The organism is Streptomyces sp. cg40 (genome assembly GCF_050320165.1).
GTDB classification, from domain to species: domain Bacteria; phylum Actinomycetota; class Actinomycetes; order Streptomycetales; family Streptomycetaceae; genus Streptomyces; species Streptomyces hokutonensis.
Map to the genome: position 1 here is coordinate 3,863,997 of NZ_CP190128.1, position 23,709 is coordinate 3,887,705.

A 23,709-nucleotide genomic window follows, 5' to 3' on the forward strand; every position below is an offset into this window, starting at 1 on the left:
GGGCGAGCGGGGGGAGGCCGCGGGCGTATCACCCGCGGATTAGCACATTCGAGTGACGACAGTCCGTTCAGGACTCCTGCGGAGAAGCCGCCACATCATGCTCGGGCACGACCTGCCCGGACCGGATCATCTCCAGGCGTCCCATCACCTTGGAGCGGAGGTCCGTCGGCACGTCGTCCTGCCCGCAGCACCGCTTCACGAGCTTCTTCACGGCCTGCTCCAGGCCGTACTTCTCCAGGCACGGCGAGCACTCCTCGAAGTGCACCTCGAACTTGGTGCAGTCCGCGTCCGGCATCTCTCTGTCGAGGAACTCGTAGAGATGGTCGAGGACCTCACTGCAGTCCGTTTCGTGCGGCTCTCCGCAGCTCATGAGCCCGAGCCTTTCGCTTCGTTCGACTCCCCGGCACCGGCCGGGACCAGTCCGCGGTCACGCGCGTAGTCCTCGAGCATGCCGCGCAGTTGACGGCGACCGCGGTGCAGCCGGGACATCACCGTACCGATGGGTGTCCCCATGATGTCCGCGATCTCCTTGTACGCAAAGCCCTCTACGTCCGCGAGATACACGGCGATGCGGAATTCCTCCGGGATGGCCTGGAGGGCTTCCTTCACATCCGAGTCGGGCAGGTGGTCGAGCGCCTGCGACTCGGCGGAGCGCAGACCCGTCGACATGTGCGACTCGGCGCGCGCGAGCTGCCAGTCCTCGATCTCCTCGGCCGCGGAGCGCTGGGGCTCGCGCTGCTTCTTGCGGTACGAGTTGATGAACGTGTTGGTGAGGATGCGGTACAGCCACGCCTTGAGGTTGGTGCCCTCACGGAACTGGTGGAAGGACGCGTACGCCTTGGCGTACGTCTCCTGCACCAGGTCCTCGGCGTCGGCCGGATTGCGGGTCATGCGCAGTGCGGCCGAGTACATCTGGTCGAGGAATTCGAGCGCGTCCCGCTCGAAGCGCGCGCTGCGCTCCGCCGTGGACTCCGTGCCCGTGCCCTGGCCCTCGGGCTGCTCCGCCTGGCCGTGTTCGGTCCCTGCGTCGGTACCGGGAACCGGACCCACCTCCTCAAGATTCCGGGCAGCACCGAAGCCGATGCCACCAGAATCGGAGGATAGACGACGATCCGGTCCGCCCGCCGCCCCAATAGGGGTGGCCTTGGTCGCGTGCAGCACCGACCAGTCCAGGTCAGGGCGGCTGCTACGGGCCGGGCAGAAGGTCGAACCCATGCGGAGGACTTCCTTTCTACGACTCTCTGTGCCCAGCACAACAGTGGTAAGGGTCCCGGCATTCCCGCCCTTCACCCGAGTGTTCGAGTCCACTCCACCACGCGCCCCGTGATGATCTCCAGGGCCTCCTCCTGACCGATCTCCGCCCGCTTCGGCACCGCGAACCCATGATCGGCGTACGGCACCTCGACCAGCCCGAAGCCGCCCGCCGGGAACTCGGCCGGTTTCCCGAAGGGGTCGTTGCCGCCCTGCACGACGAGCGTGGGCACCCCGGCCCCGAGCAGTTCGGCGGCCCGCGACTTCTCCGGCTTCCCGGGCGGGTGCAGCGGGAAGCTCAGGGCGAGTACGGCGGCGGCGCCCAGCTCCGTCGCCGTACGGCAGGCCACGCGAGCGCCCGCGCTACGGCCCCCGGAGACCACCGGCAGCCCGGGTTTCGCGACGGCCTGCCAGATCCCCCGCCACCCCACGTCCAGCGTCTTCGGCGCGGGCGCCACCTTCTTGCCCGCCACCCGCCACGGCTGCTCGACCAGCGCGACGGTCACCCCATGCGCGGGAAGTGCGGCGGCGAGGGCCTGAAGATCCCGCGCCTCGATGCCACCGCCGGCCCCATGACTGACGGCGAGGACGAGCCGTGCCTGCTTCGCCCGGTGCCAGGTGATGCGGGCGGTCCCCGCGTCGGTCTCAATGATCTCGGTCACGCTAGAAGAGTGTGCCCTCCTCGGGCCCCTCCAGCTCCTTCAGCAGCTCCGGTCCGTTGTTGCGGACATTGCTGACGGCCGTGGACACCGGGTAGGCGCGCATCAGCCCGGCGGGCGGCGGCGCGAGCAGCTCACGCAGGTCGTCGGGGTCGGTGCGGGCCGGGTCGAGCCAGGCGTCCCAGCGGTCCGGGGTGAGCATCAGGGGCATCCGGGGGTGGATGTCGGCGAGCGCGTACGGCCCGTCTGCGGGAGCGACCGCGAGCGGGGTCGTCTCCGCCTCGGTGGTGATTACCGAGCAGGTGACCCACCAGGCCAGCGGATGGTCGTCGGGCAGCGTCCGGTCCCGCCAGAACTCGTACAGCCCGGCCATCGCGAAGACCGACCCGTCGGCGGGCAGCACGAAGTACGGCTGCTTGCGCTGCCGCTTCTTCTTGCCCTCGACCTCCAGCTCCCGCTCGTCCTTGGCGGTGACCCACTCGTAGTAGCCGTCGGCGGGGATGATGCACCGCCGGGAGGCGAAGGCACGACGGTACGACGGCTTCTCGTGCACGGTCTCCGCGCGGGCGTTGATCATCCGCGCCCCGCCCTCGGGCGTCTTCGACCAGCTCGGCACGAGTCCCCACTTCAGCTTGCGCAGCTGGCGAACCGGCTTCGGGCTGTCCGCGTCCTTAAGTGGACGGTCGAGGACTGCATAGACCTCTTTGGTCGGGGCCACGTTGTAGTCGGGGGCCAGAACCTCCTCGGGCTCCCACTTCTCGATCTCAAAGACTCCTGCGAGATCCTCGGGCCCACGACTAGCTGCATACCGTCCGCACATACGTGCCAGACTGCCAGATTCGACGACACCCACGGGAGCCTCCGCCACCAATGGAAAGCACCGCAATCGCCTCGATACCCGCCCTCTGGGACGAGGTCTTCGGCAGCCAGCCCGACCCGGATCTGTGGGTGGTGATCGCCACCCTGGTCGCCGCACTCACCGTGGTCGTCCCGCACGGACTCTGGCGCGTCTCCCGCAACGCCATCACCATCGCCCACGAGGGCGGCCACGGCCTGGTGGCCCTCCTCACCGGCCGCCAGCTCACCGGCATCCGCCTGCACTCCGACACCAGCGGCCTCACCGTCAGCCGCGGCAAGCCGCACGGCCTCGGCATGATCCTCACAGCGGCCGCCGGCTACACCGCTCCGCCACTCCTGGGCCTCGGCGGCGCCGCCCTCCTGGCCGCCGGCCACATCACGCTCTTGTTGTGGCTGTCGACCCTGTTGCTGGTCGCCATGCTGGTGATGATCCGCAACGCGTACGGCGCCCTCACGGTGATCCTCAGCGGCGCGGCCTTCCTCCTGGTGTCCTGGCTTACGGGTCCGCAGGTGCAGGCGGCGTTCGCGTACGCGGTGGTGTGGTTCCTGCTGCTGGGTGGGGTGCGTCCGGCTTTCGAGCTCCAGGCGAAGAGGTCGAGGGGCGGAGCGGGCGACTCGGACGCGGACCAGTTGGCGCGACTGACGCACGTACCGGCGGGGCTTTGGCTCTTCCTGTTCCACCTGGTGTCGCTGTGCTCGCTCATAGGCGGAGGCCGGTGGCTGCTGGAGCTATGACGCGCCCCCGAAGGGGGCAGGCGTCAGGGGCGCGGGGAACTGCGCGACCAGCCCCAACGGCGCAGCACTCGAAACACGACGTACTTATACAGTGGGGCCCATGGCCCCGAACGAAACCGCCCTTTGGCCCGCCCCCCACGCGCGCGGAGCCGTCGACGCGACGGTCCACGTCCCCGGGTCCAAGTCCGTCACCAACCGCGCCCTCGTCCTCGCCGCCCTCGCGAGCGAACCGGGCTGGCTCCGCCGCCCCCTCCGCTCCCGCGACACCCTCCTGATGGCGGGCGCCCTGCGCGCGATGGGCGTGGGCATCGAGGAGGGCGTGGGCACGGAGAAGGGCTCCGGCGAGTTCTGGCGGGTCATCCCCTCGGGCCTGCACGGCCCGGCCACGGTGGACGTCGGCAACGCGGGCACCGTGATGCGCTTCCTCCCCCCGGTCGCCGCCCTGGCCGACGGCCCCATCCGCTTCGACGGCGACCCGAGGTCGTACGAACGCCCCCTGAACGGCGTGATCGACGCGCTGCGCGTACTCGGCGCCCGCATCGATGACGACGGCCGGGGCGCGCTGCCCCTGACCGTGCACGGCGGAGGCGCGCTGGACGGCGGCCCGGTGGAGATCGACGCGTCGTCCTCGTCGCAGTTCGTGTCGGCGCTCCTGCTCTCGGGCCCCCGCTTCAACATGGGCGTCGAGGTCCGCCACATCGGCTCCTCCCTCCCCTCGATGCCCCACATCCGCATGACCGTCGACATGCTGCGCGCGGTCGGTGCCCAGGTGGACACCCCGGAGTCGGGCGGCGAGCCGAACGTCTGGCGGGTGACCCCGGGCGCGCTGCTCGGCCGGGACCTGACGATCGAGCCGGACCTGTCGAACGCGCAGCCGTTCCTCGCGGCGGCGCTGGTGGCCGGCGGCAAGGTCGTCGTACCGGACTGGCCGGCGCGGACGACACAGCCCGGGGACCGGCTGCGGGAGATCTTCACCGAGATGGGTGGTTCCTGCGAACTCACCGAGTACGGGCTGGAGTTCACCGGTTCGGGTGCGATCCACGGTATCGACGTGGACCTGAGCGAGGTCGGTGAACTGACCCCCGGCATCGCGGCCGTCGCCGCCCTCGCGGACTCGCCGTCCACGCTCCGGGGCGTCTCGCATCTCCGCCTGCACGAGACGGACCGGCTGGCCGCGCTCACCAAGGAGATCAACGAGCTGGGCGGCGACGTGACCGAGACCGCCGACGGTCTGCACATCCGCCCGCGCCGTCTGCACGGCGGGATCTTCCACACCTACGAGGACCACCGGATGGCGACGGCCGGGGCGATCATCGGCCTCGCGGTCGAGGGCGTGCAGATCGAGAACGTGGCGACGACCGCGAAGACACTTCCGGACTTCCCCGATCTGTGGGCCGGGATGCTCGGGAGCGACGGGGCGTAGGGGACTCACGCCATGCGCCGCTACGGCAAGAACACCGACGAGGACGACATCCGCCAGCGCCCGAACCGCAAGGGCAACCGGCCTCGTACGAACATCCGCCCCAAACACGAGGAAGCGGTCGAGGGCATGGTCCTCACCGTCGACCGGGGCCGCCTGACCTGTCTGGTCGAGGACCGGGTCGTGATGGCGGTCAAGGCCCGCGAACTGGGCCGGAAGGCGGCGGTGGTCGGCGACCGGGTCGGCATCATCGGTGACCTGTCGGGCGACAAGGACACCCTCGCCCGCATCATCCGCATCGAGCCGCGCACCTCCGTGCTGCGCCGCACGGCCGACGACGACGACCCGTACGAGCGCGTGGTCGTCGCCAACGCCGACCAGCTCGCCATCGTCACCGCCCTCGCCGACCCCGAGCCGCGCCCCCGCCTCATCGACCGCTGTCTGGTCGCGGCCTACGACGGCGGCCTCGACCCGCTGCTCGTGCTGACGAAGTCGGACCTGGCCCCGCCGGACCAACTCCTTGAGCTGTACGGCGCGTTGGGCGTCCCCTATGTCGTCACGAGCCGCGAGGAGCTGGAGAACGGCAGCGCGGTGGAGCGGGTCCGCAAGCAGCTGGACGGCAAGATCACCGCGTTCGTCGGACACTCCGGTGTCGGCAAGACGACCCTCGTGAACGCGCTGGTCTCCTCGGACCGGCGGCGCAGCACCGGCATCGTCAACGCCGTGACCGGCCGCGGCCGGCACACCACGACCTCGGCGCGCGCGATCCCGCTGCCGGACGACTCGGGCTGGGTCGTCGACACCCCGGGCGTCCGTTCCTTCGGCCTGCACCACGTGGACCCGTCCCGGGTGATCAAGGCCTTCCCCGACCTGGAGCCCGGCACGGTCGACTGTCCGCGCGCGTGCAGCCACGACGAGCCGGACTGCGCCCTGGACCAGTGGGTGGCCGACGGCCACGCCGACCCACAGCGGCTCTATTCGCTACGACGGCTGCTGGCCACCCGGGAGCGGACCGAGGGCGACTGATCACCGGCTGACCACCGCGTGTTTGTGGGGACTCGAGTTCGGTAAGTGCATAATCGCACCGAGCCGGACAAACGGGAGGACAGCACATGGCGTGGCTGCTGGTTGTCGTGGCCGGAATTCTGGAGACCGGGTTCGCCGTGTGCCTGAAGCTGTCCCACGGCTTCACGCGCCTGTGGCCGACGGTGGCCTTCTGCGCCTTCGCCCTGGGCAGCTTCGGTCTCCTCACCCTCTCGCTGCGGAAGCTCGACGTGGGCCCGGCCTACGCCGTGTGGACCGGCATCGGCGCGGCCGGTACCGCGATCTACGGCATGGTCTTCCTCGGCGACCTGGTGTCGACGCTGAAGCTCGTGTCGATCAGCTTCGTCATCGTCGGCGTGATCGGACTCCAGCTGTCCGGTTCCGCCCACTGAACCTCTAGGTCAGCAGGGCCCGGTGAGCCGGGGTCAGCGCACTCCGTACGAGTTCGCCGACGCCCCCCTCCCCCGGTGGCGCCGCCACGCAGGACAGCGCGAGGCGCACGACGAGTTCGCAGGACCGGGCCAGGTCGGCGGTGTCCGGCCGGACCGCTCCGGGACCGGCGAGCGCGGCCACTGCACGGTCGCGGACGACGGCCACGAAGTCGCCGGGCGAGGGCAGCGGCCCGTCGGCCCGGCGCTGTGCCGGTACGGCGGAGGAGGACGGCACCGCGGACAGGGTCGGCGAGGGCAGCCGTTCGCTCCAGCAGCCGGTGAGCATGGCCCGCACCAGCGCGTTCTCCCGGGCCGCCGACGTGGTCCACTCGGCGGTCGCGGTCAGCCGCTCCCGGGCGTCGCTGGTGCTCCCGAGCGCCCGCTCGACGCCGACGAGATACCCGTCGGCCTCCCTTCTGACCAGCGCCCGCGCGAGCCCCTCCTTGCTGCCGAACTCGTTGTACAGCGTCTGCCGGGACACTCCGGCCGCGGCGGCCACGTCCACCATCCGTACGGTGGACCACGGCCTGCGGGCCAGCGCCGTATAGGCGGCGTCCAACAGGGATTCCCGCGCTGCAGGCATCATTCGCCTCCCGGGGACGAGCGGCTCTGCGCCCAGATTTGACGCGCACGGGAGCACTGTCAAGGGTTCGCGGCTGCGCCGGGGGGCGCACTTCGGCCATTGCGCGCGGGAGTTGGGGGGAGAGTGCCGCTCAGGGAAGGGACGCGGCGGTCCCCCACCTCCCGTTTCGCCCACCGGACCCTGTAGCCCCGCGCCGACCCCTGAAGATACGGTTCACGCATGGCCGACTATCACGATGACCTGCGCCTCGCCCACGTCCTGGCGGACGCCGCCGACGCCGCGACGACCGCCCGGTTCAAGGCGCTCGATCTCAAGGTCGAGACCAAGCCGGACATGACTCCGGTCAGTGAGGCGGACAAGGCCGCCGAGGAACTCATCCGCGGCCATCTCCAGCGCGCCCGCCCGCGCGACGCGGTCATCGGCGAGGAGTACGGCGTCGAGGGCACCGGCCCCCGCCGCTGGGTGATCGACCCGATCGACGGCACGAAGAACTACGTGCGCGGCGTCCCGGTGTGGGCCACGCTGATCTCCCTGACGGAGGCGGCGGAGGGCGGCTACCAGCCCGTCGTCGGCCTCGTCTCCGCCCCCGCGCTGGGCCGCCGCTGGTGGGCCGCGAAGGGGCACGGCGCCTACACCGGGCGCAGCCTGTCCTCCGCGTCCCGGCTCCGCGTCTCCCAGGTCTCGAAGCTGACGGACGCGTCCTTCGCGTACTCCTCGCTCACCGGCTGGGAGGACCAGGGCCGCCTCGGCGGCTTCCTCGACCTGACCCGCGAGGTGTGGCGCACGCGCGCGTACGGCGACTTCTGGCCCTACATGATGGTCGCCGAGGGCTCGGTCGACATCTGCGCCGAACCCGAACTCTCCCTCTGGGACATGGCCGCCAACGCGATCATCGTCACCGAGGCCGGCGGCACCTTCACAGGCCTCGACGGCCGCCCGGGCCCCCACAGCGGCAACGCGGCGGCATCTAACGGGATCCTGCACGACGAGTTTTTGGGGTATCTGAACATGCGCTACTGAGCACAACGAGACACCCGCACACGCCCCCAACCGGCCGCGCGCGCCCTCTTGTTGACCCGTGCTTTACCTGCGACCCTGAGAGTCCCCCCACTTGTGAACTTGTGAATCCGGGAACTAGCAGACCTCGGCCGGGCGACCGCCGGACCCGAGGTCCGTTCGCCGATCCGGATTCCACTAGGAGGTGGCCTCATCCCATGCTGGTCCGCGACGCCATGAGCACGGTGGTTCTCACCATCGGCCCCGCCCACACCCTCCGCCAGGCAGCCGCCCTGATGGCCTCGCGCCACGTCGGCGCGGCCGTCGTCCTCGACCCCGACGCCGGCGGCATCGGGATCCTCACCGAACGGGACATCCTCAACTCGATCGGCCGGGGCCAGGACCCGGACACCGAGCGCGCCCACGCCCACACCACCACCGACGTCGTGTTCGCCACCCCGGCCTGGACGCTGGAGGACGCGGCGAGCGCGATGGCGCACGGCGGCTTCCGTCATCTCATCGTCCTCGACCGCGCCGAGCCCGCCGGCATCGTCTCGGTCCGCGACATCATCCGCTGCTGGGCACCCGCACGACAGCAGGTACCGGCCTGACAACCGCCCGGCCCGCATAGTTGGATCCAGTCCAAGTCCGGCAGCCCTCCAAAGTCACACCTATTCGGGAACTGGTCACGTTGCTGTTAGGCTGGCCTGCATGAGTGACCTTCTGGAGCGGCTGCGCGGACGCGGATGGCGGATGACCGCCCAGCGGCGCGTCGTGGCCGAAGTGCTCGACGGCGACCACGTCCACCTGACCGCCGACGAGGTCCACTCCCGCGCCGTGGCCAAGCTCCCCGAGATCTCCCGGGCGACGGTCTACAACACGCTGGGCGAGCTGGTCTCCCTCGGCGAGGTCCTCGAAGTGGCCACGGACAAGCGCGCCAAGCGCTACGACCCGAACGCGCACAGCCCGCACCACCACCTCGTCTGCGCGAACTGCGGCCAGATCCGCGACGTCCACCCGGGCGGCAACCCCCTCGCCGACCTCCCCGACTCGGAGCGCTTCGGCTTCACGGTCTCGGACGTCGAGGTGACGTACCGCGGACTGTGCCCGAACTGCGCTAGCGCGTAGCAGGTCCGCGCGGCAGGTCCGCGCAGCAAGTCCCTTCGCGAGCCCCGGTACCGCAGCAGGCGGCCACCGGGGCTTTGCGCTGTCCACGGACTCATGTCGCGTACAGCCTTCCCGAATCTGACGGTCCGTCATATCGTCGTGCGGCACTCCCCACCCCCCGGACCGACACCCGTACCGAACTCCGCGAGGAGCAACCGTGGGAGACCCGCACCCAAAACTCCAGGCCACCCGACTGACCCGCGCCTTCGGCCGCGCCCCGCACCAGGTCCACGCCCTCGGCCCGCTCGAACTCACCGTCGCGCCGGGCGAGTTCGTCTGCCTGGTCGGGCCGTCCGGCTGCGGCAAATCCACCCTGTTGCGCATCGCGGCGGGTCTCCTGCGCCCCAGCACGGGCACCCTGGAGATCCGCACGTCCAGCCCGCGCCCGGCGGCCATGATCTTCCAGGACTACGGCATCTACGACTGGAAGTCGGTCCGCGCCAACGTCCGTTTCGGCCTGGACGTCCAGCGCGTACCGTGCCGCGAAGCCAACGCCCGCGCCGACGAGTGGCTGACCCGCATGGGCCTCGCCGACTTCGCGGACGCCTACCCCGCGACCCTCTCCGGCGGCATGCGGCAACGCGTCGCCATCGCCCGCGCACTCGCCGTAGAACCCGAACTCCTGCTGATGGACGAGCCGTTCGCCGCTCTGGACGCCCAGCTCCGCACGATCCTCCAGGACGAACTCCTCGACCTCACCCAGGCGTTGCGCACGACCACCCTCTTCATCACACACAGTCTGGAGGAGGCGCTCGTGCTCGGTGACCGCGTGCTGGTGATGTCCGCGCGCCCGGGCCGGATCATCGCCGAGCACCGTCCGCCGTTCCCGCGCCCACGCACCGGCGACATCCGCGACACCCCCGAATTCACCGCCCTGAAAAGCGAGTTGTGGGAGCTGCTGCGCAAGGAGGCGGTGCCCGCATGACGACGATCGCTCCCGGCCGCGAGGACGCGGTCCTGGTCCGGCGCCCCGGCCCGCACGAACTCCATCCCGTACGCACCCACCGCCGCCGGCGCGCACTGGAACTGTCCCTCGCCGTCGCCGTACCGCTCGCCCTCATCCTCTGGTGGCAACTGGCCGCCACCCAGGGCTGGATCGACCCCCGTGTCTACCCGGCCCCCTCCACGATCTTCTCCGACGGCTGGGACCGGGCCACCGCGGGCGACCTGTGGCCGGACGTGTGGGCCACCACCCGGCGCGTCCTGGGCGGCTACGCGATCGGGACGGCGGCCGGCTACGCCCTGGGCCTGCTGATGGGCTCCCTCTCGCTCGTACGGGCCGCGCTGGAACCGCTGTTGGACGCCCTGTACGTCGTACCGAAACTGGCCCTGCTGCCCGTCTTCCTGAACATGTTCGGCCTGGGCGAGGGCCCCCAACTGGCCCTGGTGGCCGCCACGGTGTTCTTCTTCGTGTGGATCTCGACGATGTCGGCGGTCGTCGCGATCCCCTCCGGCCACCGCGACGCGGGCCAGGTCTTCGGCGCCTCTCCCTGGCAGATGTTCCGCCATGTCCTCCTCCCCGCCTCGCTCCCCGCGGTCCTGGTGGGCGCGCGGATCGCGGCGGGCGTGGCCGTGCTCGTCATCGTCGCCTCGGAACAGATCGCCGCGACGAACGGCCTGGGCCATCTGATCTTCGACTCCCGCGCGCTGTTCCAGAACGACGTGATGTTCGTCGGCATCGTGTGCGTCGCGGTCCTGGGAGTCGTCTTCTCCGAACTGGTGCGCGTGGCGGGCCGGTTGCTCACACCGTGGGCACCGAGGGACCGAGGACGGGGGCAGTCGTGAGACGTCGTACGTACGGTGTGGTGGTCGTCGTGGCGGCGGTGCTGGCGTCGGCGGGCTGTTCGTCCAAGTACGCGGACGACTCGGGGAGTTCGGCCACGGCGGCCGCGGGCAACCGCACGGTCAAGCCGGTGACCGGCTGCGGCGCCGCGTCCTGGACGGACCCGGCGGACCTCTCCCCCACCCGCACCCCGGCCCGCTGCGAGCCGCTCACCCCCGCCCCTCAACCCCAGTCCAAAACCACGAAGTTGACGATCGCGACGGGAACGCTGAGCGCGGAGTACGTGGCCCCGCTCGAAGTCGCCCTGGACAAGGGCGAGTTCAAGAAGGAGGGCTTGGACGTCACCCTCAAGGTGCTGCCGACCCCGGACGCGCTCCCCCTCCTCGCCAAGGGGGACATCGACGCGATGTGGGCGGCCCCGGAGGCGGCCGTCATGAACGGGATCAAGGGCGGCTTCGACATCAAGTGGGTCGCCGGGAACTTCTCGCCCGACCCCGAGTCCAAGAGCGGTCTGTGGGTGAAGCTGAAGCAGGGTGAGGCGGCGGCGGACGTCCGGATGGCGGGCCGCAGGATGGGCACGATGATCGGCAAGGGCTCGGTGATCGCGTACCCCATGGAGAAGGCCCTCGCGACCCACGGCGGCGGCCTCGACAAGATCCAGTACCAGCAGCTCGGTTCGGCCGACGTCCTCACCGCGCTCCAGAACGGCGGCGTCGACTCCGCGTGGCTCCTGGACCCGGTCTGGCGCAAGGTCGACGACAACCCCGCGTACGCCTTCCTGGGCGGCCAGCCCCTCGGCGAGCCCCTGGGCGGCATGCTGTACGGCCGCAGCCTCCTGCACGACGACGTGGACGCCGGCGTGGCCCTCCTGCGGGCCTACATCCGCACGGTGAACACGTACTTCGCGGGCGACTACAAGACCGACCCCGCCTTCGTCTCGTACCTGGCGAAACTCCTGAAGACGGACGAGACGGTCCTGAAGTCGACCCCGTCGCTCACGATGGACTGGGAGATCCGCGCAGGGACGACCACGCGCCTGCAAGCCGCGTACAAGGCGGCGGGCGTGTCCAAGGGAGCCGCGCTCCCGGAGTCACGAACCGTGGACCACTCCCTCTACGAGGAAGCGGTCGGCCACCAGCCGTAGAAACACCGAGGGCCGGAACCCTTTCGGGTTCCGGCCCTCGGCCTTCAGTAGCGGGGACAGGATTTGAACCTGCGACCTCTGGGTTATGAGCCCAGCGAGCTACCGAGCTGCTCCACCCCGCGTCGGTAAACACGACACTACGTCAGTCGCACCAAGAGAAGCAAATCGTTTAACAGCGCAGGTCAAAGCCCTTCGCTTCTGAGCCCAGGCGGGCATCCTCCAGCCCGTCCGGCGTTTGAGGACGAGGCCGTCCAGGCCGAAGCGGGGGCCTGGGGGCGGCAGCCCCCAGGGACGGGACGGGCAGGGGCGGCGGGGGCGAAAAGCACCCCCCCCCCTACGCCGTCAGCTCCTGCCGCAGCGCATCCCGCAACCGAGCCGCCCGCTCCGACACCTCCGCCGGCCCCAGCGACACGGCTCGATCAGCCCACCGCTGCCCCTCCGCCAGCTCCCCACGACGCGCGTAAACCAGCGCCAGCCGCAACGCAGCCCGACCGTGCCCCGCGTCAGCGGCCCGCGCCCACCACACCGCCGCCTCCGGCTCACTCCCCTCCCGAGCCAGCAACAGTCCAAGATTGAAGGCCCCGTTGCGCGATCCGGCCTCGGCCGCCTCCCGGTACCACCGAGCCGCCTCGACGACATCCCCGCGCGCGGCGGACAGCATCCCGACCCGCACCTGTGCCCGCCGGTGCCCCTGCGAGGCCGCCCGCTCGTACCACTCCTCGCACTCGGTCTTCTCATGCACCTGCTCACCCAGCTCGTGCGCGGGCGTCGGCGGCCGCCGCGCGTCGAGCACCGAGGCCAGCCGGTACGCCGCCTCCGCGCTCCCCCCGCCGGCGGCGCACCGCAGATGCCGTTCGGCCTCCCTCTCGTCGCCGTCCCGCAGCCGGGCGATCCCGACCTGGAGCGCCGCCTCGGTGTGCCCGGCGGCAGCGGCCCGCTCGTACCAGGGCAGCGCGACGGCCTCCTCGCCGCGCCCGGCGAAGAGAATCCCCAGGTTGAAGGCCGCGTCCACGCTGCCGGCCTCGGCCGCCTTGGAGAACCACGGCTCGGCACCGGTCGCGTCGCCGCCCTGGAGCAGCAGCACGGCGAGCGCGTTGGCCGCCTCGCGGTGTCCCGCGTAGGCCGCGCGGCGGTACCACTGCTCGGCCTGCGCGGTACGCGCCTGCTCGGCGCAGAGCAGCCCGAGGTTGTACGCGCCGTTCACGTCACCGGCGTCCATCGCGGCGCGGTACCAGCGCTCGGCGGTCTGGGTCTCGCCGCGCTCGGCGTGCAGCGCGCCCAGCGCGTTGGCCGCGTTGCCGTCGCCGTCCTGGGCAGCGCGCAGCCACCACACGGCGGCGCTCTCGGTGTCGCCGGCGTCGCGCAGCAGGAACCCGAGCGCGCAGGCGGCACGGGCCTCGCCGTCCTTGGCGGACGTCAGATACCAGCGCCCGGCCTCCTTGAGCTCGCCCCGCTTCTCCAGGATCGCCCCGAGTTGCAGCGCGGCCCGCTGATGCCCACGGGCGGCGGCCTGCCGGTACCACTGCTCGGCTTCGTTCCCGGGAACAGAGCCCGCAGAGCCCGCGGGGACGGCGGAAGCCGATGCGGCACCAGCGTCGCCCGAGTCCGCGCCGACGCCCCTGTCCCGGCCTCCGGCCCTGTTCCCGTCCCCGATCCCGTGCCCAGCCCCGTACTCGTCCTCGTGCGGCGCCCGCCGGTCAAGCGCACGCGCCAGCCGGTACGCGGCCTCGCGGTGCCCGCGCTCCGCGGCGGACCGCATCCACTGCTCGGCCGCGCCGTCCCCGCGGTGCTCCAGCAGGTCGGCGAGGGCGTACGCGCCGAGTGCGTGGCCCTGCTCGGCGGACTGGCGCAGCCAGTACTCGGCGGCGGGTTCGTCGCCGCGCTCGCGGTGGAACCGGCCGAGCGCGTGCGCGGCGGCGGCGGAACCGGCCACGGCGGCGATCCGCCACCATCCGGCGGCCTCGTCGGCGTATCCGCGCTGGTGCAGGAGGACACCCAGGTTGTTGGCCGCGGCCCGGTCGCCCTCGGCGGTGGCGGCACGCAGCAGGGGCTCGGCTCCGTCGAGATCACCGCGGCGCAGCAGCATCGCTCCGAGGACACTCGTCGCCTCGACGTCGCCGGCCTGTGCGGCGAGCCGTGTGCGTGCCTCGTCGACAGCCTCCCCCTCACCGGTCTCGTCCCGGTCGGAAGGCTGCACAAAACGCCCTGTATCCAACAGAGTTGCCTTGTCCCCCATAACGTCCATCGTCGCACCACCTGCAACCTGGGTACACCTGGTATACCGCAGCCAGTGAGGTCTCTACAGCGTTTTGTCGACATGCCCACAGAGAGACAAGCGAAACACGGTTCCACCAAGTCCCCCGGGCGGCACGGCCGTCACCCTCGTCGGCACATGCGTTCGCACAGCGCGAAGGCCCGGATCCTTGAAAGGATCCGGGCCTTCGCGATCAGTAGCGGGGACAGGATTTGAACCTGCGACCTCTGGGTTATGAGCCCAGCGAGCTACCGAGCTGCTCCACCCCGCGCCGTTGTGCTGCAACCGTACCACGGTGCGGGGTGGGCCTCTGACCTAGTGATCAACTGCCGTCCGAGCTGCGCTAACCGCTCGCGCTGCTCGGACTGCTGCTGGCACTCGGACTACTGCTTGCCTTCGGGCTGCTGCTCGGACTCGGACTACTGCTCTTGTCGCTGCCGCTGCTCTTCTCAGCCGCGGCCTGCGCGTCCTCGGCCCGCTTCAGCGCGGCCTGCAGATCCTTCTGCGCCTGCCCGTACGCCTCCCAGTCGCCCTTCTTCAGGGCCTGTTGGCCCGCGTCGAAGGCCTTCTGGGCGTCGGTCAGGGCCTGTTGGACCGTCGGATTGCTGGAGGTCGGTGGAGTGGTCGTCCCCGTATCCGGTGGAGTGGTCGAAGTCTCCGCCCCGAAGACCTTGTTGAGCCCCTCGTCCAGCGTGTCCTCGAACGCGGTCTTGTTGCCGTAGGCCACCAACACCTTGCGCAGGAGCGGGTACTTGAGTCCACCACCGCGTACGTAGACGGGCTCCACGTACAGCAGTCCTCCGTCGAGCGGCACCGTCAGCAGGTTGCCGTACTCGATGTCGGAGTCGCCGCCCTTGAGTAGCTTGATGGATTCGGCGATGTCCTGTTGGGAGTTGAAGGCGCTCTGCACCTGTTTGGGCCCGCCGACGGTCGTGCTGGTCGGCAGCTTCAGGATTCTGATCTTGCCGTAGTCGGGGCTGCCCGCCTCGGAGTCGACCGCCATGAAGGCGCTGAGGTTGTCTCTCCCGTTCGGCGTGAACGTCGTCGTCAGGGAGAACGCCTGCGCGCTCTGGTCCGGCATCTTCATGCTCAGGTAGTACGGCGGCACCGCGCTGCCCGACTTGTTGGTCGGGTCGTCCGGCACCTGCCACACCTCGCTGCCGCTGAGGAACGTCTGGGCGTCCGTCACGTGGTAGCGGGTGAGCAGTTCGCGCTGGACCTTGAACAGGTCCTGCGGGTACCGGAGATGGGCCATCAGCGAGGCCGAGATGTCCGACCTGGGCTCGACCGTGCCGGGGAACGCCTTCATCCAGGTCTTCAGGACCGGGTCCTCGGTGTCCCACTGGTAGAGCTTGACCTGCCCGGTGTACGCGTCGACGGTCGCCTTCACCGAGTTGCGGATGTAGTTGACCTGGTTCTGCTGGGCCACCACCGCGCGGTTGTTGTTGGTCGCGGTGAGCGAGTCGGCCGTGGTGTCCCCGAGGGTCGTCCGGGAGGCGTACGGGTAGCCGTTGCTCGTGGTGTACGCGTCGACGATCCACTGGATGTGGCCGTCCACGACCGCCGGGTAGGCGTCGCCGTCGATGGTCAGCCAGGGCGCGACCGCCTCGACGCGCTCCTTGGGCGTGCGGTTGTACAGGATCCGCGAACCCTCGCCGATGGCACCGGAGTAGAGGATCTGCGGCTCGTTGAACGCCACCGCGTACGCGGCCCGGTTGAGCGGGTTGGAGAGGTTGACCCCGCTCTTGCCCTTGTAGCTGGTGGTCTTCTCACCGCTGTCGTCGGAGTAGTCGATCTCCTTCTGGGGACCGCCGACGATCGAGTACGTGGTGGTCTTCTCGCCGTAGTAGATCTGCTGCTCGTACTTGCCGAGCTCACCCGTGGAGGGCAGATCGGACTCGGTGAAGACCGGGCGGCCCTCGGAGTCGACCTCGGTGCCCTTGGCTGCGACCACGCCGTAGCCATGCGTGTAGCGGAAGTGGTCGTTGATCCAGTTGTTCTTCGGGATGCCGTTGAGGTTCAGCTCGCGCAGCCCGATGACCGTGTCCTGGTCCTTGCCGTCCTCGCTGTAGCGGTCGACATCCAGGTTGGTCGGGAACGCGTAGTAGTTCCTGATCTGCTGGAGCTGCTGGAACGTGGGCGACACGACGTTCGGGTCCACGATCCGGATGCTCGCCGTGGAGTCGACGTCCGCGCGGAGCTTGGTCTTGTCCTTGGTGGTGCTCGTCCCCGAGTACTCCGTGACCTTGGTGTCGTCGATGCCGTAGGCCTCGCGCGTCGCCTTCAGGTTCTTCTGGACGTACGGGGCTTCCTTGGCCTGCTCGTTGGGCTGGACCGTGAACTTCTGGACGATCGCCGGGTACAGGCCGCCGATGAGGATCGCGGAGAGCACCATCAGGCCGAAGCCGATGACGGGCAGCTGCCAGGTGCGCCGCCACAAGGTGGCGAAGAACAGCAGCGCGCAGATGACGGCGATGCAGAACAGGATCGTCTTGGCCGGCAGATACGCGTTCGCGTCGACGTATCTGAGGCCCGTCCAGTCACCCGTCGCCTTGAAGTCGCTGGATTTGACCGCGAGTCCGTAGCGGTCGAGCCAGTAGGCGACCGCCTTGAGGGCGACGAAGATGCCGAGCAGCACCGACAGATGGCCGGTGGCGGCGGCCGTGGCGCGCGCCCCCGGGCTGGTGATGCGCAGCCCGCCGTACAGGTAGTGCGTCAGCGCGGCGGCCAGCAGCGAGAGGATCGCGGCGGCGAAGCCGAAGCCGAGCAGGAAGCGGTACCAGGGCAGGTCGAAGGCGTAGAAGGAGACGTCGAGATGGAACTGCGGGTCCTTCTGGTGGAAGGGCACGCCGTTGACCCACATCAGCCAGACCCGCCACTGACTGGACGCCGAGGCGCCCGCGATCAGCCCGACAAGAGAGGTGATCGCCAGCAGCAGCCACTTCTTGTACGGCGCGATGCCCATGCGGTAGCGGTCGAGGCTCTGCTGCTCCATCGACATGGCGCTGAGCGGCGGGCGCAGTCGGTGCGCCAGCCAGATGTTCACCCCGACCGCGGCCGCCATGAGCAGGCCGAAGACGAAGAACAGGCCGATCTTGGTCGAGAGGGTGGTGGTGAACACGGACGAGTAATGCACCGACCGGTACCAGAGCCAGTCCGTCCAGAAGCCCGCGAACATCGTGAACGCCATGCCGAGTACGGCAAGGACGCCCAGTGTCATGAGCAAAGTCCGGACCCGCCGGGAGGGGCGGCCCACTCTGATCCGCGGCCCTTGCGGGCCTCCGCCGCGGTCCGGCATCTGGAAAGCCAAGGTGCGCACCTCGAAGTTCGCTGTTGATCGCTGTCGTTGCGTCAGGCCCCCGGGTTCGCGGACCGTCCGTAGCCCCGCGTGATCGCGGGCCCACACCTATGCAACTTACTCACCGTTTACTCGGTTCCCGATTCCGGCCATGAACGAGGCAGGATTGTGACCATGTCCAACACTCCCATGGCAGCGAACCCCCTCACCCGGGCCGTACTGGAGATCGACGAGTACGCCTCCGGCCTCGGCTGGGACCAGCCCGCTCGCCTCTTCGCCCTCGTAGACACCGCGCGACTGCGGGCCCAGGAGCCCGGTCTCGCGGCCCAACTCGGCCTGCGGGACGAGCCCGAGACCACCGGTCTCACCCCGATCGAGCAGGAGGAGATCCCGGCCGGAAAGCCGCTGGACGAGTTCCTCGGCACGATCGCCTGGCCCGACGCGGTGGCCGGCTGCGCGCTGACCGTCGAGCGGCTGATGCTGCCGCCGTCCGCCGAGGCCTCCGTCCCGGACGGCCTCACCGAGAAGAAGCTCGCCCAGTGGGTCGCCCAGCACCCGGACCGCCAGGAGGTCCGGATGACGGTCGCGGTCCTGCGCGACGGCACCCGCGACTCGGCCCTGCGGCTGCGCGAGAAGGACTCCCCCACGGAGGTCCTCACCGGCGGCGCCCTCGTCCCGGGCCTCGCGGAGGCCCTGTCGGCGACCTTCGAGGACTGACGTCCTGTCTTCTCGTACGGCTCCGGGGGCGCTCTCGGCCTGAGGGCGCCCCCGGAGTCGTACGCGAGGCCTTCTTAAAGAAGGAGCTCGTTCAGCTCTTGGTGCTGCACTTCGGGAGGTCGGCGGTCTTGCCGCTGTTGATCAGCTTGAGGTCGCTGATCGCGTCCTTGATGGTGTTCACCTTGACGAGCCTGAGGCCACTGGGGGTGTCCTTGGCGGCCTCCGCGCAGTTCTCGGCGGGCGTCAGGAAGTACTGGGCGCCCTTGCTGCGCGCGCCGACGGTCTTCATCGAGATGCCGCCGATCGGGCCGACCTTGCCGGTGTCGTCGATGGTGCCGGTGCCGGCCACGAACTTGCCGCCGGTGAGGTCGCCCGGGGTGAGCTTGTCGTAGATGCCGAGCGCGAACATCAGGCCGGCGCTGGGGCCGCCGACGTCGGCCAGCTTGATGTCGATGGTGAACGGGAACGTGTGATCGGTTCCGGCGGAGATGCCGACGATGGCGCGCTTGGCGCCGGTGTCGTCAGAGGTCGCGGTGGTGATCGTGATGTCCTTCGTAGCTGTCGCCGTCTTGTTCGCCTTCACCGCGGCGGCCTGGTCCTTGGCCGACACGATCGTGAACACGACCTTCTGGCCCGGCTTGTGCTTGGTGACCAGTTTCGCGACGTCGTCGGGCTGCTTGACCGTCGTACCGTCGACGGCCTTGATCACGTCACCGGCGTGCAGCTTGCCCTCGGCCGGGGAGTCCTTGAGGACCGTCGAGACGATCACCCAGGACTTCACCGGGATACCCAGCTGGTCCAGGGCGGCGACCTTGGCGCTCTCCTGGGACTGGCTGAACTCCTCGGCGTTCTCCTGGGTCGACTGCTGCTCCGTCTTGCCGTCCGGGTACAGCGTGTCGTGCGGGACGACCTTGTCGTCGTGGGCGAGCCAGCCGTACACGGCCTCGATGAGGTTCATGTTGTAGTCGGCGCTGGTGACCCGGACCGTCGTCATGTTCAGGTGACCGGTCGTCGGGTAGGTCTTGCGCCCGGTGATCTGCAGCACCGGCTCGCCGTCGTGGTCCCCGAGCGTGTTCACCGTCGGGCCCGGTGACATCTCCGAATACGGGACGTTGATGAGGACTCCCGCGCACAGGAGCGCGATCAGCATCAGGGTGGAGGCGAGCATCGTCGCGGTGCGGCGTGGCATGGCACGACAGTACGGGACGCATCTGTCAGCGCACCGTCAGGGCCGCCTTCGGTTCAGGTGCCGGAGTGGGACTTGTCCATCGCCTCGCGGAAGCGGGCATAGCCGTCCAGTTCCGGACCGTCGCTGCGCACCTTGCGGGTCCTGTTGGCCCAGCTGCCCCACAGACCGGCGCCTATCGCAGCCACCAGCGGAATCAACAACCACGCGAGTGCCGCCATGCCGACCTCCCAACCCCGGACAAGTGAACTCGACTGCCTGATCAGCAGATTAGCCAGGCCCACTGACAACGCTCGTGGCAGGGGGGCGGTTACGCAACCGGAGGGCGGGTGAGAAGTACGTGAGTGCGCATCAGCAGGCGCGGCGGGCCGGCATCAGCAGGCGCCGACCCACTCCTCGGTGCCGTCGGAGAACTGCTGGTGCTTCCAGATCGGCACCTCGTGCTTGAGATCGTCGATCAGCTTCCGACACGCTTCGAAGGCCTCGCCCCTGTGGGGACACGACACGGCGACGACGACCGCCAGGTCCCCGATCCCGAGCTCCCCCACCCGGTGGACGGCGGCCAGCGCCCGCACCGGGTAGTCCGCGACGACCTTCTCGGCGACGCGCCGCATCTCGGCCTCGGCACTGGGGTGGCAGGAGTACCCGAGCCGGTCGACGTCGGCACCGCCGTCGTGATTGCGCACGGTCCCGACGAACAGCGCCGTCCCGCCGGCCGCGTTGTCCCCGACGGCCCGGAAGACCTCGTCCACGGAGAGCGGCGTCTCCCGGATCCCGATCAGCTTGACGGGATCCTGCGCGGCCTGCTCACCGGGGTGGTCGATCGTGGGTGCCATGCCTCCATCGTGCCGCACCCCGCCGACAGCGCGGAATAGCACTTTCACCAGGCACACGCGCGTGCCTGTTTGGAGCGTCCTACAGGAGGTCGTTCCCTGCCTTGCTCAGATCCGGCGCCGGGCCTTCCGCGCCCGTCGTACGACCGCCGCCGCGCCGAGCAGTGCGACCGTCGCGCCCGCGGCACCGGCCGCCGTGGCGTCCTTGCGGCCGAGCCGTCGTCCGACGACCGTGTGCCGTCCGGCGACCTCCTCCAGGAGCTGCGCGAGCACTTCCTCGTTGGTCCACTGGGGCCGCCAGCCCGCGTCGTGCAACCGGCTCCCGCTGACCACCCAGGGGTACATCGTGTACGCCAGGTCGCCGGCCGGGGACGGGGTGAGTCCGATCCGGTGCAGCCGGGCCGCCGCGCCGAGCGCGACCGCGGAGGGCAGTTCCATGCGCCGGATACCGCTGAGCTCCTCGACCTCCTCCTGCTCCAGCCAGCCGTCGCAGCCGACGGCGAGTTCCCCGTCGACCTTCTCCAGGACGGCGTACTCCAGGGCGCTGCACAGGTCCTCGACGTGGCAGAACTGCCAGGCGGGCCGCGACCCGGCCACCACGAGCAGCCGGGGCGACTCGAAGTACCTGGTCAGCGCGGTGTCGGTGCCGCCGACGAGGACTCCGGGGCGGACGACGGTGACGTTGAGCCCGGGATGTGCCCGGGGCGCGCGCCGCGCGAGCCGCTCGACCTCCAGGAGGTCGCCGACACCGGTGGCCTCCGCTGTGGCGCGCAGTTCGGCGTCCTCCGAGAGCGGCAGTTCGTTGTCGGGCAGCGCTCCGTAGACCATCGCCGAGGTGCAGAGCACGACCCGGTGGACCCCGGCCGCCGCGGCGGCGGTCAGCACGGTCTGCGTCCCCCGCACGTTGTACGCCGAACGGGCGGCCGGATCGGTCTCCAGATCGAGGTCCAGCGCCAGATGTACGACGACGTCGGCGCCGCGCAGCTTCTCCGCGATGGCCGGATCCCGCACGTCGAGGATGTGCCACTGGGCCGCCGCGCACTCGCCGCGCCGCTCGTCGATGGCGATGACCTGCTTGATCTCCTCGGACGCGGCGAGCCGCTCGGTGAGGAGCGCCCCGATCCCGGACGCGGCGCCGGTGACCGCGACGACGGGCCCGCGCAGGGCGGGACTGGTTGAGTGGATTCGCGCTGCGCGAACCTGCGGATCTGGGGAACTCACCGGGCGTCTCCAGCGGTTGTCTTCAGTACGGACGCGCGTGACGCGTCCGGACCAGGTGGCATCCATCCTGCCGCAGGCCAGGTCTCGGCGAAGCACCGAGGCCCGATCGGCCCGCGGTGTCTACGCTGGGTGGTGTTGAAGGGCAGTCGTGCCGTCGGAGAGAACCGGCGGCCTTAACAGCCGAGGAATCCCGTGAGTGACACCCCATTCGGATTCGGCCTTCCGCCGGAGGAGCCGGACGACGGCGACAAGGGCAAGAAGAAGGACCAGGAGAGCGGTGGTGGTCAGGGACCGGCCAACCCGTTCGGATTTGGCGGGCTGCCCGGTGCCGGGGGCTTTGGCGGCCCCGGTGCGGACAATCCGCTCGCAGCCATGTTCGGTTCCCTGAACCCCAACGACCTGGGCGCCGCGTTCCAGCAGCTGGGCCAGATGCTCTCGTACGAGGGCGGCCCGGTGAACTGGGACATGGCCAAGCAGATCGCCCGCCAGACGGTCTCCCAGGGCACTCAGGACGGCACGAAGGACGCGAGCATCGGCCCCGCCGACCGCAGCGCGGTCGAGGAGGCCGTCCGCCTCGCCGACCTGTGGCTGGACGACGCGACCTCGCTGCCGTCCGGTGCCGGCTCCGCCGTGGCGTGGTCCCGCGCGGAGTGGGTCGAGGCGACGCTTCCCGCCTGGAAGGAGCTCGTGGACCCGGTCGCCGAGCGTGTCGGCGCGGCCATGGGCGATGTCCTGCCGGAGGAGATGCAGGCCATGGCGGGCCCGCTGATCGGCATGATGCGCTCCATGGGCGGCGCCATGTTCGGCACGCAGATCGGGCAGGCCGTGGGCGTGCTCGCGGGCGAGGTCGTCGGCTCGACCGACATCGGTCTGCCGCTCGGCCCGGTCGGCAAGGCCGCGCTGCTGCCGCTGAACATCGAGGCCTTCGGCAAGGACCTGGGCATCTCCCAGGACGAGGTGCGGCTCTACCTCGCCCTGCGCGAGGCCGCCCACCAGCGCCTGTTCGCACACGTGCCGTGGCTGCGCTCGCACCTGTACGGCGCGGTAGACGGGTACGCGCGCGGGATCAAGGTCGACACCGCCAAGCTGGAGGACGTGGTCGGCCAGTTCGACCCGCAGAACCCGGAGCAGCTCCAGGACGCTCTTCAGCAGGGCATGTTCCAGCCGGAGGACACGCCGGAGCAGAAGGCGGCTCTGGCCCGTCTGGAGACGGCTCTGGCGCTCGTCGAGGGCTGGGTGGACGCAGTGGTCCACGCCGCCGCGAAGCCGCGTCTGACGTCCGCCGACGCGCTCCGCGAGACCCTGCGGCGCCGTCGCGCCACGGGTGGTCCCGCCGAGCAGACGTTCGCCACGCTGATCGGCCTGGAGCTGCGCCCGCGCCGGCTGCGCGACGCCTCCCGCCTGTGGGCCTCGCTCACGGACGCGCGCGGTGTCGACGGCCGTGACGGTCTGTGGGCCCACCCGGACATGCTGCCTACGGCCTCCGACCTGGACGACCCGGACGGCTTCGTGCACCGCGAGCAGCTGGACTTCTCCGAGCTGGACAAGCTGCTCGGCGAGGCGGCCGAGAAGCCCGACCTGAAGAAGGACGACGACACCGAGTGAGCCTGCACGACGACGCGGTCCTCGTACTGAAGAGCTACGAGGACCAGACGGAGCTGCGCCAGGCCTATCTGGACCACCTGGCCGCTCACCCGGACGGCATGTGGAAGTCCTGCCACGCCGGTCATGTCACGGCGAGCGCGCTGGTGGTCGACCCCGAGCAGGGTCGCGTTCTGCTGACCCTGCACAAGAAGCTGCGGATGTGGCTCCAGATGGGCGGCCACTGCGAGCCGGAGGACACCTCGCTGGAGGAGGCGGCCCTGCGCGAGGCCGCGGAGGAGTCCGGCATCACCGGACTCACCCTGCTGCCGGGCGGCCCGGTCCGCCTCGACCTCCATCCCATCCCGGCACCCTGCCACTTCCACTACGACGTCCAGTACGCGGCCGTGGCACCGCCCGGCGCCGTCCAGGAGATCAGCGACGAGTCGCTGGACCTGCGCTGGTTCGCCTACGACGAGGTGGCGGCCGTAGCCGACGAGTCGGTCGTACGGCTGCTGGCGGCGACGCGCGCCAGGCTGTGAACGTGT

General features: G+C 70.2%; 24 protein-coding genes and 2 tRNA genes. 13 read left to right on the plus strand and 13 right to left on the minus strand.

The features are described from left to right. Positions 1-67: 67 nt before the first annotated feature. The 4 genes from rsrA to ACQHII_RS16865 form a co-directional block, all read right to left on the minus strand. Positions 68-370, minus strand: a complete 303-nt coding sequence (gene rsrA / locus ACQHII_RS16850) for a mycothiol system anti-sigma-R factor (protein WP_019072150.1) — start codon at positions 368-370, stop codon at positions 68-70. Beyond that, positions 367-1,050, minus strand: coding sequence for an RNA polymerase sigma factor SigR (gene sigR, locus ACQHII_RS16855; RefSeq protein ID WP_427925332.1), 684 nt, complete (start codon positions 1,048-1,050; stop codon positions 367-369). Before sigR ends, rsrA begins: the two co-directional genes overlap by 4 nt. A gap of 236 nt (positions 1,051-1,286) precedes the next feature. Beyond that, on the minus strand, positions 1,287-1,913 hold the full coding sequence (locus ACQHII_RS16860) for an alpha/beta family hydrolase (protein ID WP_427920076.1): 627 nt from the start codon (positions 1,911-1,913) through the stop codon (positions 1,287-1,289). A 1-nt stretch (position 1,914) separates the two neighbouring features. Beyond that, a complete protein-coding gene (locus ACQHII_RS16865) occupies positions 1,915-2,730 on the minus strand; it encodes an SOS response-associated peptidase (RefSeq protein WP_427920077.1) in 816 nt (271 codons plus the stop codon). Between the two features lie 50 nt (positions 2,731-2,780). Between ACQHII_RS16865 and ACQHII_RS16870 the strand changes: the two genes are divergently transcribed. The 4 genes from ACQHII_RS16870 (at position 2,781) to ACQHII_RS16885 (ending at position 6,359) form a co-directional block, all read left to right on the plus strand. Next, positions 2,781-3,503 (plus strand): M50 family metallopeptidase, encoded by a 723-nt coding sequence (locus ACQHII_RS16870; protein ID WP_427920078.1) that lies wholly within the window; start codon positions 2,781-2,783, stop codon positions 3,501-3,503. A 100-nt stretch (positions 3,504-3,603) separates the two neighbouring features. Beyond that, positions 3,604-4,926: a 3-phosphoshikimate 1-carboxyvinyltransferase gene (gene aroA / locus ACQHII_RS16875; RefSeq protein WP_427920079.1), complete on the plus strand. Its 1,323-nt coding sequence runs from the start codon at positions 3,604-3,606 to the stop codon at positions 4,924-4,926. Positions 4,927-4,938: 12 nt separating this feature from the next. After that, on the plus strand, positions 4,939-5,949 hold the full coding sequence (gene rsgA / locus ACQHII_RS16880; protein WP_427920080.1) for a ribosome small subunit-dependent GTPase A: 1,011 nt from the start codon (positions 4,939-4,941) through the stop codon (positions 5,947-5,949). A gap of 86 nt (positions 5,950-6,035) precedes the next feature. After that, positions 6,036-6,359: a DMT family transporter gene (locus ACQHII_RS16885; protein ID WP_200710829.1), complete on the plus strand. Its 324-nt coding sequence runs from the start codon at positions 6,036-6,038 to the stop codon at positions 6,357-6,359. A gap of 4 nt (positions 6,360-6,363) precedes the next feature. Here ACQHII_RS16885 and ACQHII_RS16890 read toward each other — a convergent pair whose 3' ends face one another. After that, positions 6,364-6,984, minus strand: a complete 621-nt coding sequence (locus tag ACQHII_RS16890) for a TetR/AcrR family transcriptional regulator (protein ID WP_427920081.1) — start codon at positions 6,982-6,984, stop codon at positions 6,364-6,366. Positions 6,985-7,200: 216 nt separating this feature from the next. Between ACQHII_RS16890 and hisN the strand changes: the two genes are divergently transcribed. The 6 genes from hisN to ACQHII_RS16920 all read left to right on the plus strand — a co-directional run bounded on the left by hisN (position 7,201) and on the right by ACQHII_RS16920 (position 12,071). After that, complete coding sequence (gene hisN, locus ACQHII_RS16895; RefSeq protein ID WP_019072141.1) at positions 7,201-8,001, plus strand: histidinol-phosphatase; 801 nt, start codon at positions 7,201-7,203, stop codon at positions 7,999-8,001. A gap of 194 nt (positions 8,002-8,195) precedes the next feature. After that, on the plus strand, positions 8,196-8,588 hold the full coding sequence (locus ACQHII_RS16900) for a CBS domain-containing protein (protein WP_427920082.1): 393 nt from the start codon (positions 8,196-8,198) through the stop codon (positions 8,586-8,588). Positions 8,589-8,688: 100 nt separating this feature from the next. Beyond that, positions 8,689-9,105: a Fur family transcriptional regulator gene (locus tag ACQHII_RS16905; protein WP_200689012.1), complete on the plus strand. Its 417-nt coding sequence runs from the start codon at positions 8,689-8,691 to the stop codon at positions 9,103-9,105. Positions 9,106-9,301: 196 nt separating this feature from the next. After that, the gene (locus ACQHII_RS16910; RefSeq protein WP_427920083.1) at positions 9,302-10,069 is read left to right on the plus strand and encodes an ABC transporter ATP-binding protein; all 768 of its coding nucleotides are present in this window, start codon (positions 9,302-9,304) and stop codon (positions 10,067-10,069) included. Beyond that, a complete protein-coding gene (locus ACQHII_RS16915) occupies positions 10,066-10,929 on the plus strand; it encodes an ABC transporter permease (RefSeq protein WP_427920084.1) in 864 nt (287 codons plus the stop codon). The genes ACQHII_RS16910 and ACQHII_RS16915 overlap by 4 nt, the downstream gene beginning before the upstream one ends. Then, complete coding sequence (locus ACQHII_RS16920; RefSeq protein ID WP_427920085.1) at positions 10,926-12,071, plus strand: ABC transporter substrate-binding protein; 1,146 nt, start codon at positions 10,926-10,928, stop codon at positions 12,069-12,071. Before ACQHII_RS16915 ends, ACQHII_RS16920 begins: the two co-directional genes overlap by 4 nt. Before the next feature lie 48 nt (positions 12,072-12,119). Here the strand turns inward: ACQHII_RS16920 and ACQHII_RS16925 are convergent. The 4 genes from ACQHII_RS16925 to ACQHII_RS16940 form a co-directional block, all read right to left on the minus strand. Continuing rightward, a tRNA-Met gene (locus ACQHII_RS16925) sits at positions 12,120-12,193 on the minus strand. Positions 12,194-12,405: 212 nt separating this feature from the next. Further along, the gene (locus tag ACQHII_RS16930; protein WP_427920086.1) at positions 12,406-14,316 is read right to left on the minus strand and encodes a tetratricopeptide repeat protein; all 1,911 of its coding nucleotides are present in this window, start codon (positions 14,314-14,316) and stop codon (positions 12,406-12,408) included. A 206-nt stretch (positions 14,317-14,522) separates the two neighbouring features. After that, positions 14,523-14,596, minus strand: a tRNA-Met gene (locus ACQHII_RS16935). Between the two features lie 72 nt (positions 14,597-14,668). Beyond that, positions 14,669-17,623, minus strand: a complete 2,955-nt coding sequence (locus tag ACQHII_RS16940; RefSeq protein WP_427925333.1) for a UPF0182 family protein — start codon at positions 17,621-17,623, stop codon at positions 14,669-14,671. Positions 17,624-17,797: 174 nt separating this feature from the next. Here ACQHII_RS16940 and ACQHII_RS16945 point away from each other — a divergent pair, with 174 nt between their 5' ends. Further along, positions 17,798-18,340, plus strand: coding sequence for a PPA1309 family protein (locus ACQHII_RS16945; protein ID WP_427920087.1), 543 nt, complete (start codon positions 17,798-17,800; stop codon positions 18,338-18,340). 91 nt (positions 18,341-18,431) lie between these two features. Here the strand turns inward: ACQHII_RS16945 and ACQHII_RS16950 are convergent, their stop codons facing one another. The 4 genes from ACQHII_RS16950 to ACQHII_RS16965 form a co-directional block, all read right to left on the minus strand. After that, complete coding sequence (locus tag ACQHII_RS16950; protein ID WP_427920088.1) at positions 18,432-19,529, minus strand: YlbL family protein; 1,098 nt, start codon at positions 19,527-19,529, stop codon at positions 18,432-18,434. A 53-nt stretch (positions 19,530-19,582) separates the two neighbouring features. After that, on the minus strand, positions 19,583-19,747 hold the full coding sequence (locus tag ACQHII_RS16955; protein WP_019072131.1) for a hypothetical protein: 165 nt from the start codon (positions 19,745-19,747) through the stop codon (positions 19,583-19,585). Between the two features lie 153 nt (positions 19,748-19,900). Continuing rightward, on the minus strand, positions 19,901-20,362 hold the full coding sequence (locus ACQHII_RS16960) for a molybdenum cofactor biosynthesis protein MoaE (protein WP_427920089.1): 462 nt from the start codon (positions 20,360-20,362) through the stop codon (positions 19,901-19,903). 105 nt (positions 20,363-20,467) lie between these two features. Beyond that, complete coding sequence (locus ACQHII_RS16965) at positions 20,468-21,580, minus strand: SDR family oxidoreductase (RefSeq protein ID WP_427920090.1); 1,113 nt, start codon at positions 21,578-21,580, stop codon at positions 20,468-20,470. Between the two features lie 192 nt (positions 21,581-21,772). Between ACQHII_RS16965 and ACQHII_RS16970 the strand changes: the two genes are divergently transcribed. After that, entirely contained in the window at positions 21,773-23,185 is a 1,413-nt protein-coding gene (locus ACQHII_RS16970) for a zinc-dependent metalloprotease (protein WP_427920091.1), read from the plus strand. Beyond that, positions 23,182-23,703 (plus strand): NUDIX hydrolase, encoded by a 522-nt coding sequence (locus tag ACQHII_RS16975; protein ID WP_427920092.1) that lies wholly within the window; start codon positions 23,182-23,184, stop codon positions 23,701-23,703. Before ACQHII_RS16970 ends, ACQHII_RS16975 begins: the two co-directional genes overlap by 4 nt. The last annotated feature ends 6 nt before the right edge of the window (positions 23,704-23,709 follow it).

Bases quoted from the DNA above. Each gene is read 5' to 3' on its own strand.
- ACQHII_RS16960 (WP_427920089.1), bottom strand. From the start codon at position 20,362: ATGGCACCCACGATCGACCACCCCGGTGAGCAGGCCGCGCAGGATCCC.
- ACQHII_RS16885 (WP_200710829.1), top strand. From the start codon at position 6,036: ATGGCGTGGCTGCTGGTTGTCGTGGCCGGAATTCTGGAGACCGGGTTC.
- ACQHII_RS16945 (WP_427920087.1), top strand. From the start codon at position 17,798: ATGTCCAACACTCCCATGGCAGCGAACCCCCTCACCCGGGCCGTACTG.
- ACQHII_RS16905 (WP_200689012.1), top strand. From the start codon at position 8,689: ATGAGTGACCTTCTGGAGCGGCTGCGCGGACGCGGATGGCGGATGACC.
- ACQHII_RS16955 (WP_019072131.1), bottom strand. From the start codon at position 19,747: ATGGCGGCACTCGCGTGGTTGTTGATTCCGCTGGTGGCTGCGATAGGC.
- ACQHII_RS16915 (WP_427920084.1), top strand. From the start codon at position 10,066: ATGACGACGATCGCTCCCGGCCGCGAGGACGCGGTCCTGGTCCGGCGC.
- ACQHII_RS16930 (WP_427920086.1), bottom strand. From the start codon at position 14,316: ATGGACGTTATGGGGGACAAGGCAACTCTGTTGGATACAGGGCGTTTT.
- ACQHII_RS16940 (WP_427925333.1), bottom strand. From the start codon at position 17,623: ATGCCGGACCGCGGCGGAGGCCCGCAAGGGCCGCGGATCAGAGTGGGC.
- ACQHII_RS16950 (WP_427920088.1), bottom strand. From the start codon at position 19,529: ATGCCACGCCGCACCGCGACGATGCTCGCCTCCACCCTGATGCTGATC.
- rsrA (WP_019072150.1), bottom strand. From the start codon at position 370: ATGAGCTGCGGAGAGCCGCACGAAACGGACTGCAGTGAGGTCCTCGAC.
- rsgA (WP_427920080.1), top strand. From the start codon at position 4,939: ATGCGCCGCTACGGCAAGAACACCGACGAGGACGACATCCGCCAGCGC.
- ACQHII_RS16890 (WP_427920081.1), bottom strand. From the start codon at position 6,984: ATGATGCCTGCAGCGCGGGAATCCCTGTTGGACGCCGCCTATACGGCG.
- aroA (WP_427920079.1), top strand. From the start codon at position 3,604: ATGGCCCCGAACGAAACCGCCCTTTGGCCCGCCCCCCACGCGCGCGGA.
- ACQHII_RS16865 (WP_427920077.1), bottom strand. From the start codon at position 2,730: ATGTGCGGACGGTATGCAGCTAGTCGTGGGCCCGAGGATCTCGCAGGA.
- ACQHII_RS16900 (WP_427920082.1), top strand. From the start codon at position 8,196: ATGCTGGTCCGCGACGCCATGAGCACGGTGGTTCTCACCATCGGCCCC.
- hisN (WP_019072141.1), top strand. From the start codon at position 7,201: ATGGCCGACTATCACGATGACCTGCGCCTCGCCCACGTCCTGGCGGAC.
- ACQHII_RS16870 (WP_427920078.1), top strand. From the start codon at position 2,781: ATGGAAAGCACCGCAATCGCCTCGATACCCGCCCTCTGGGACGAGGTC.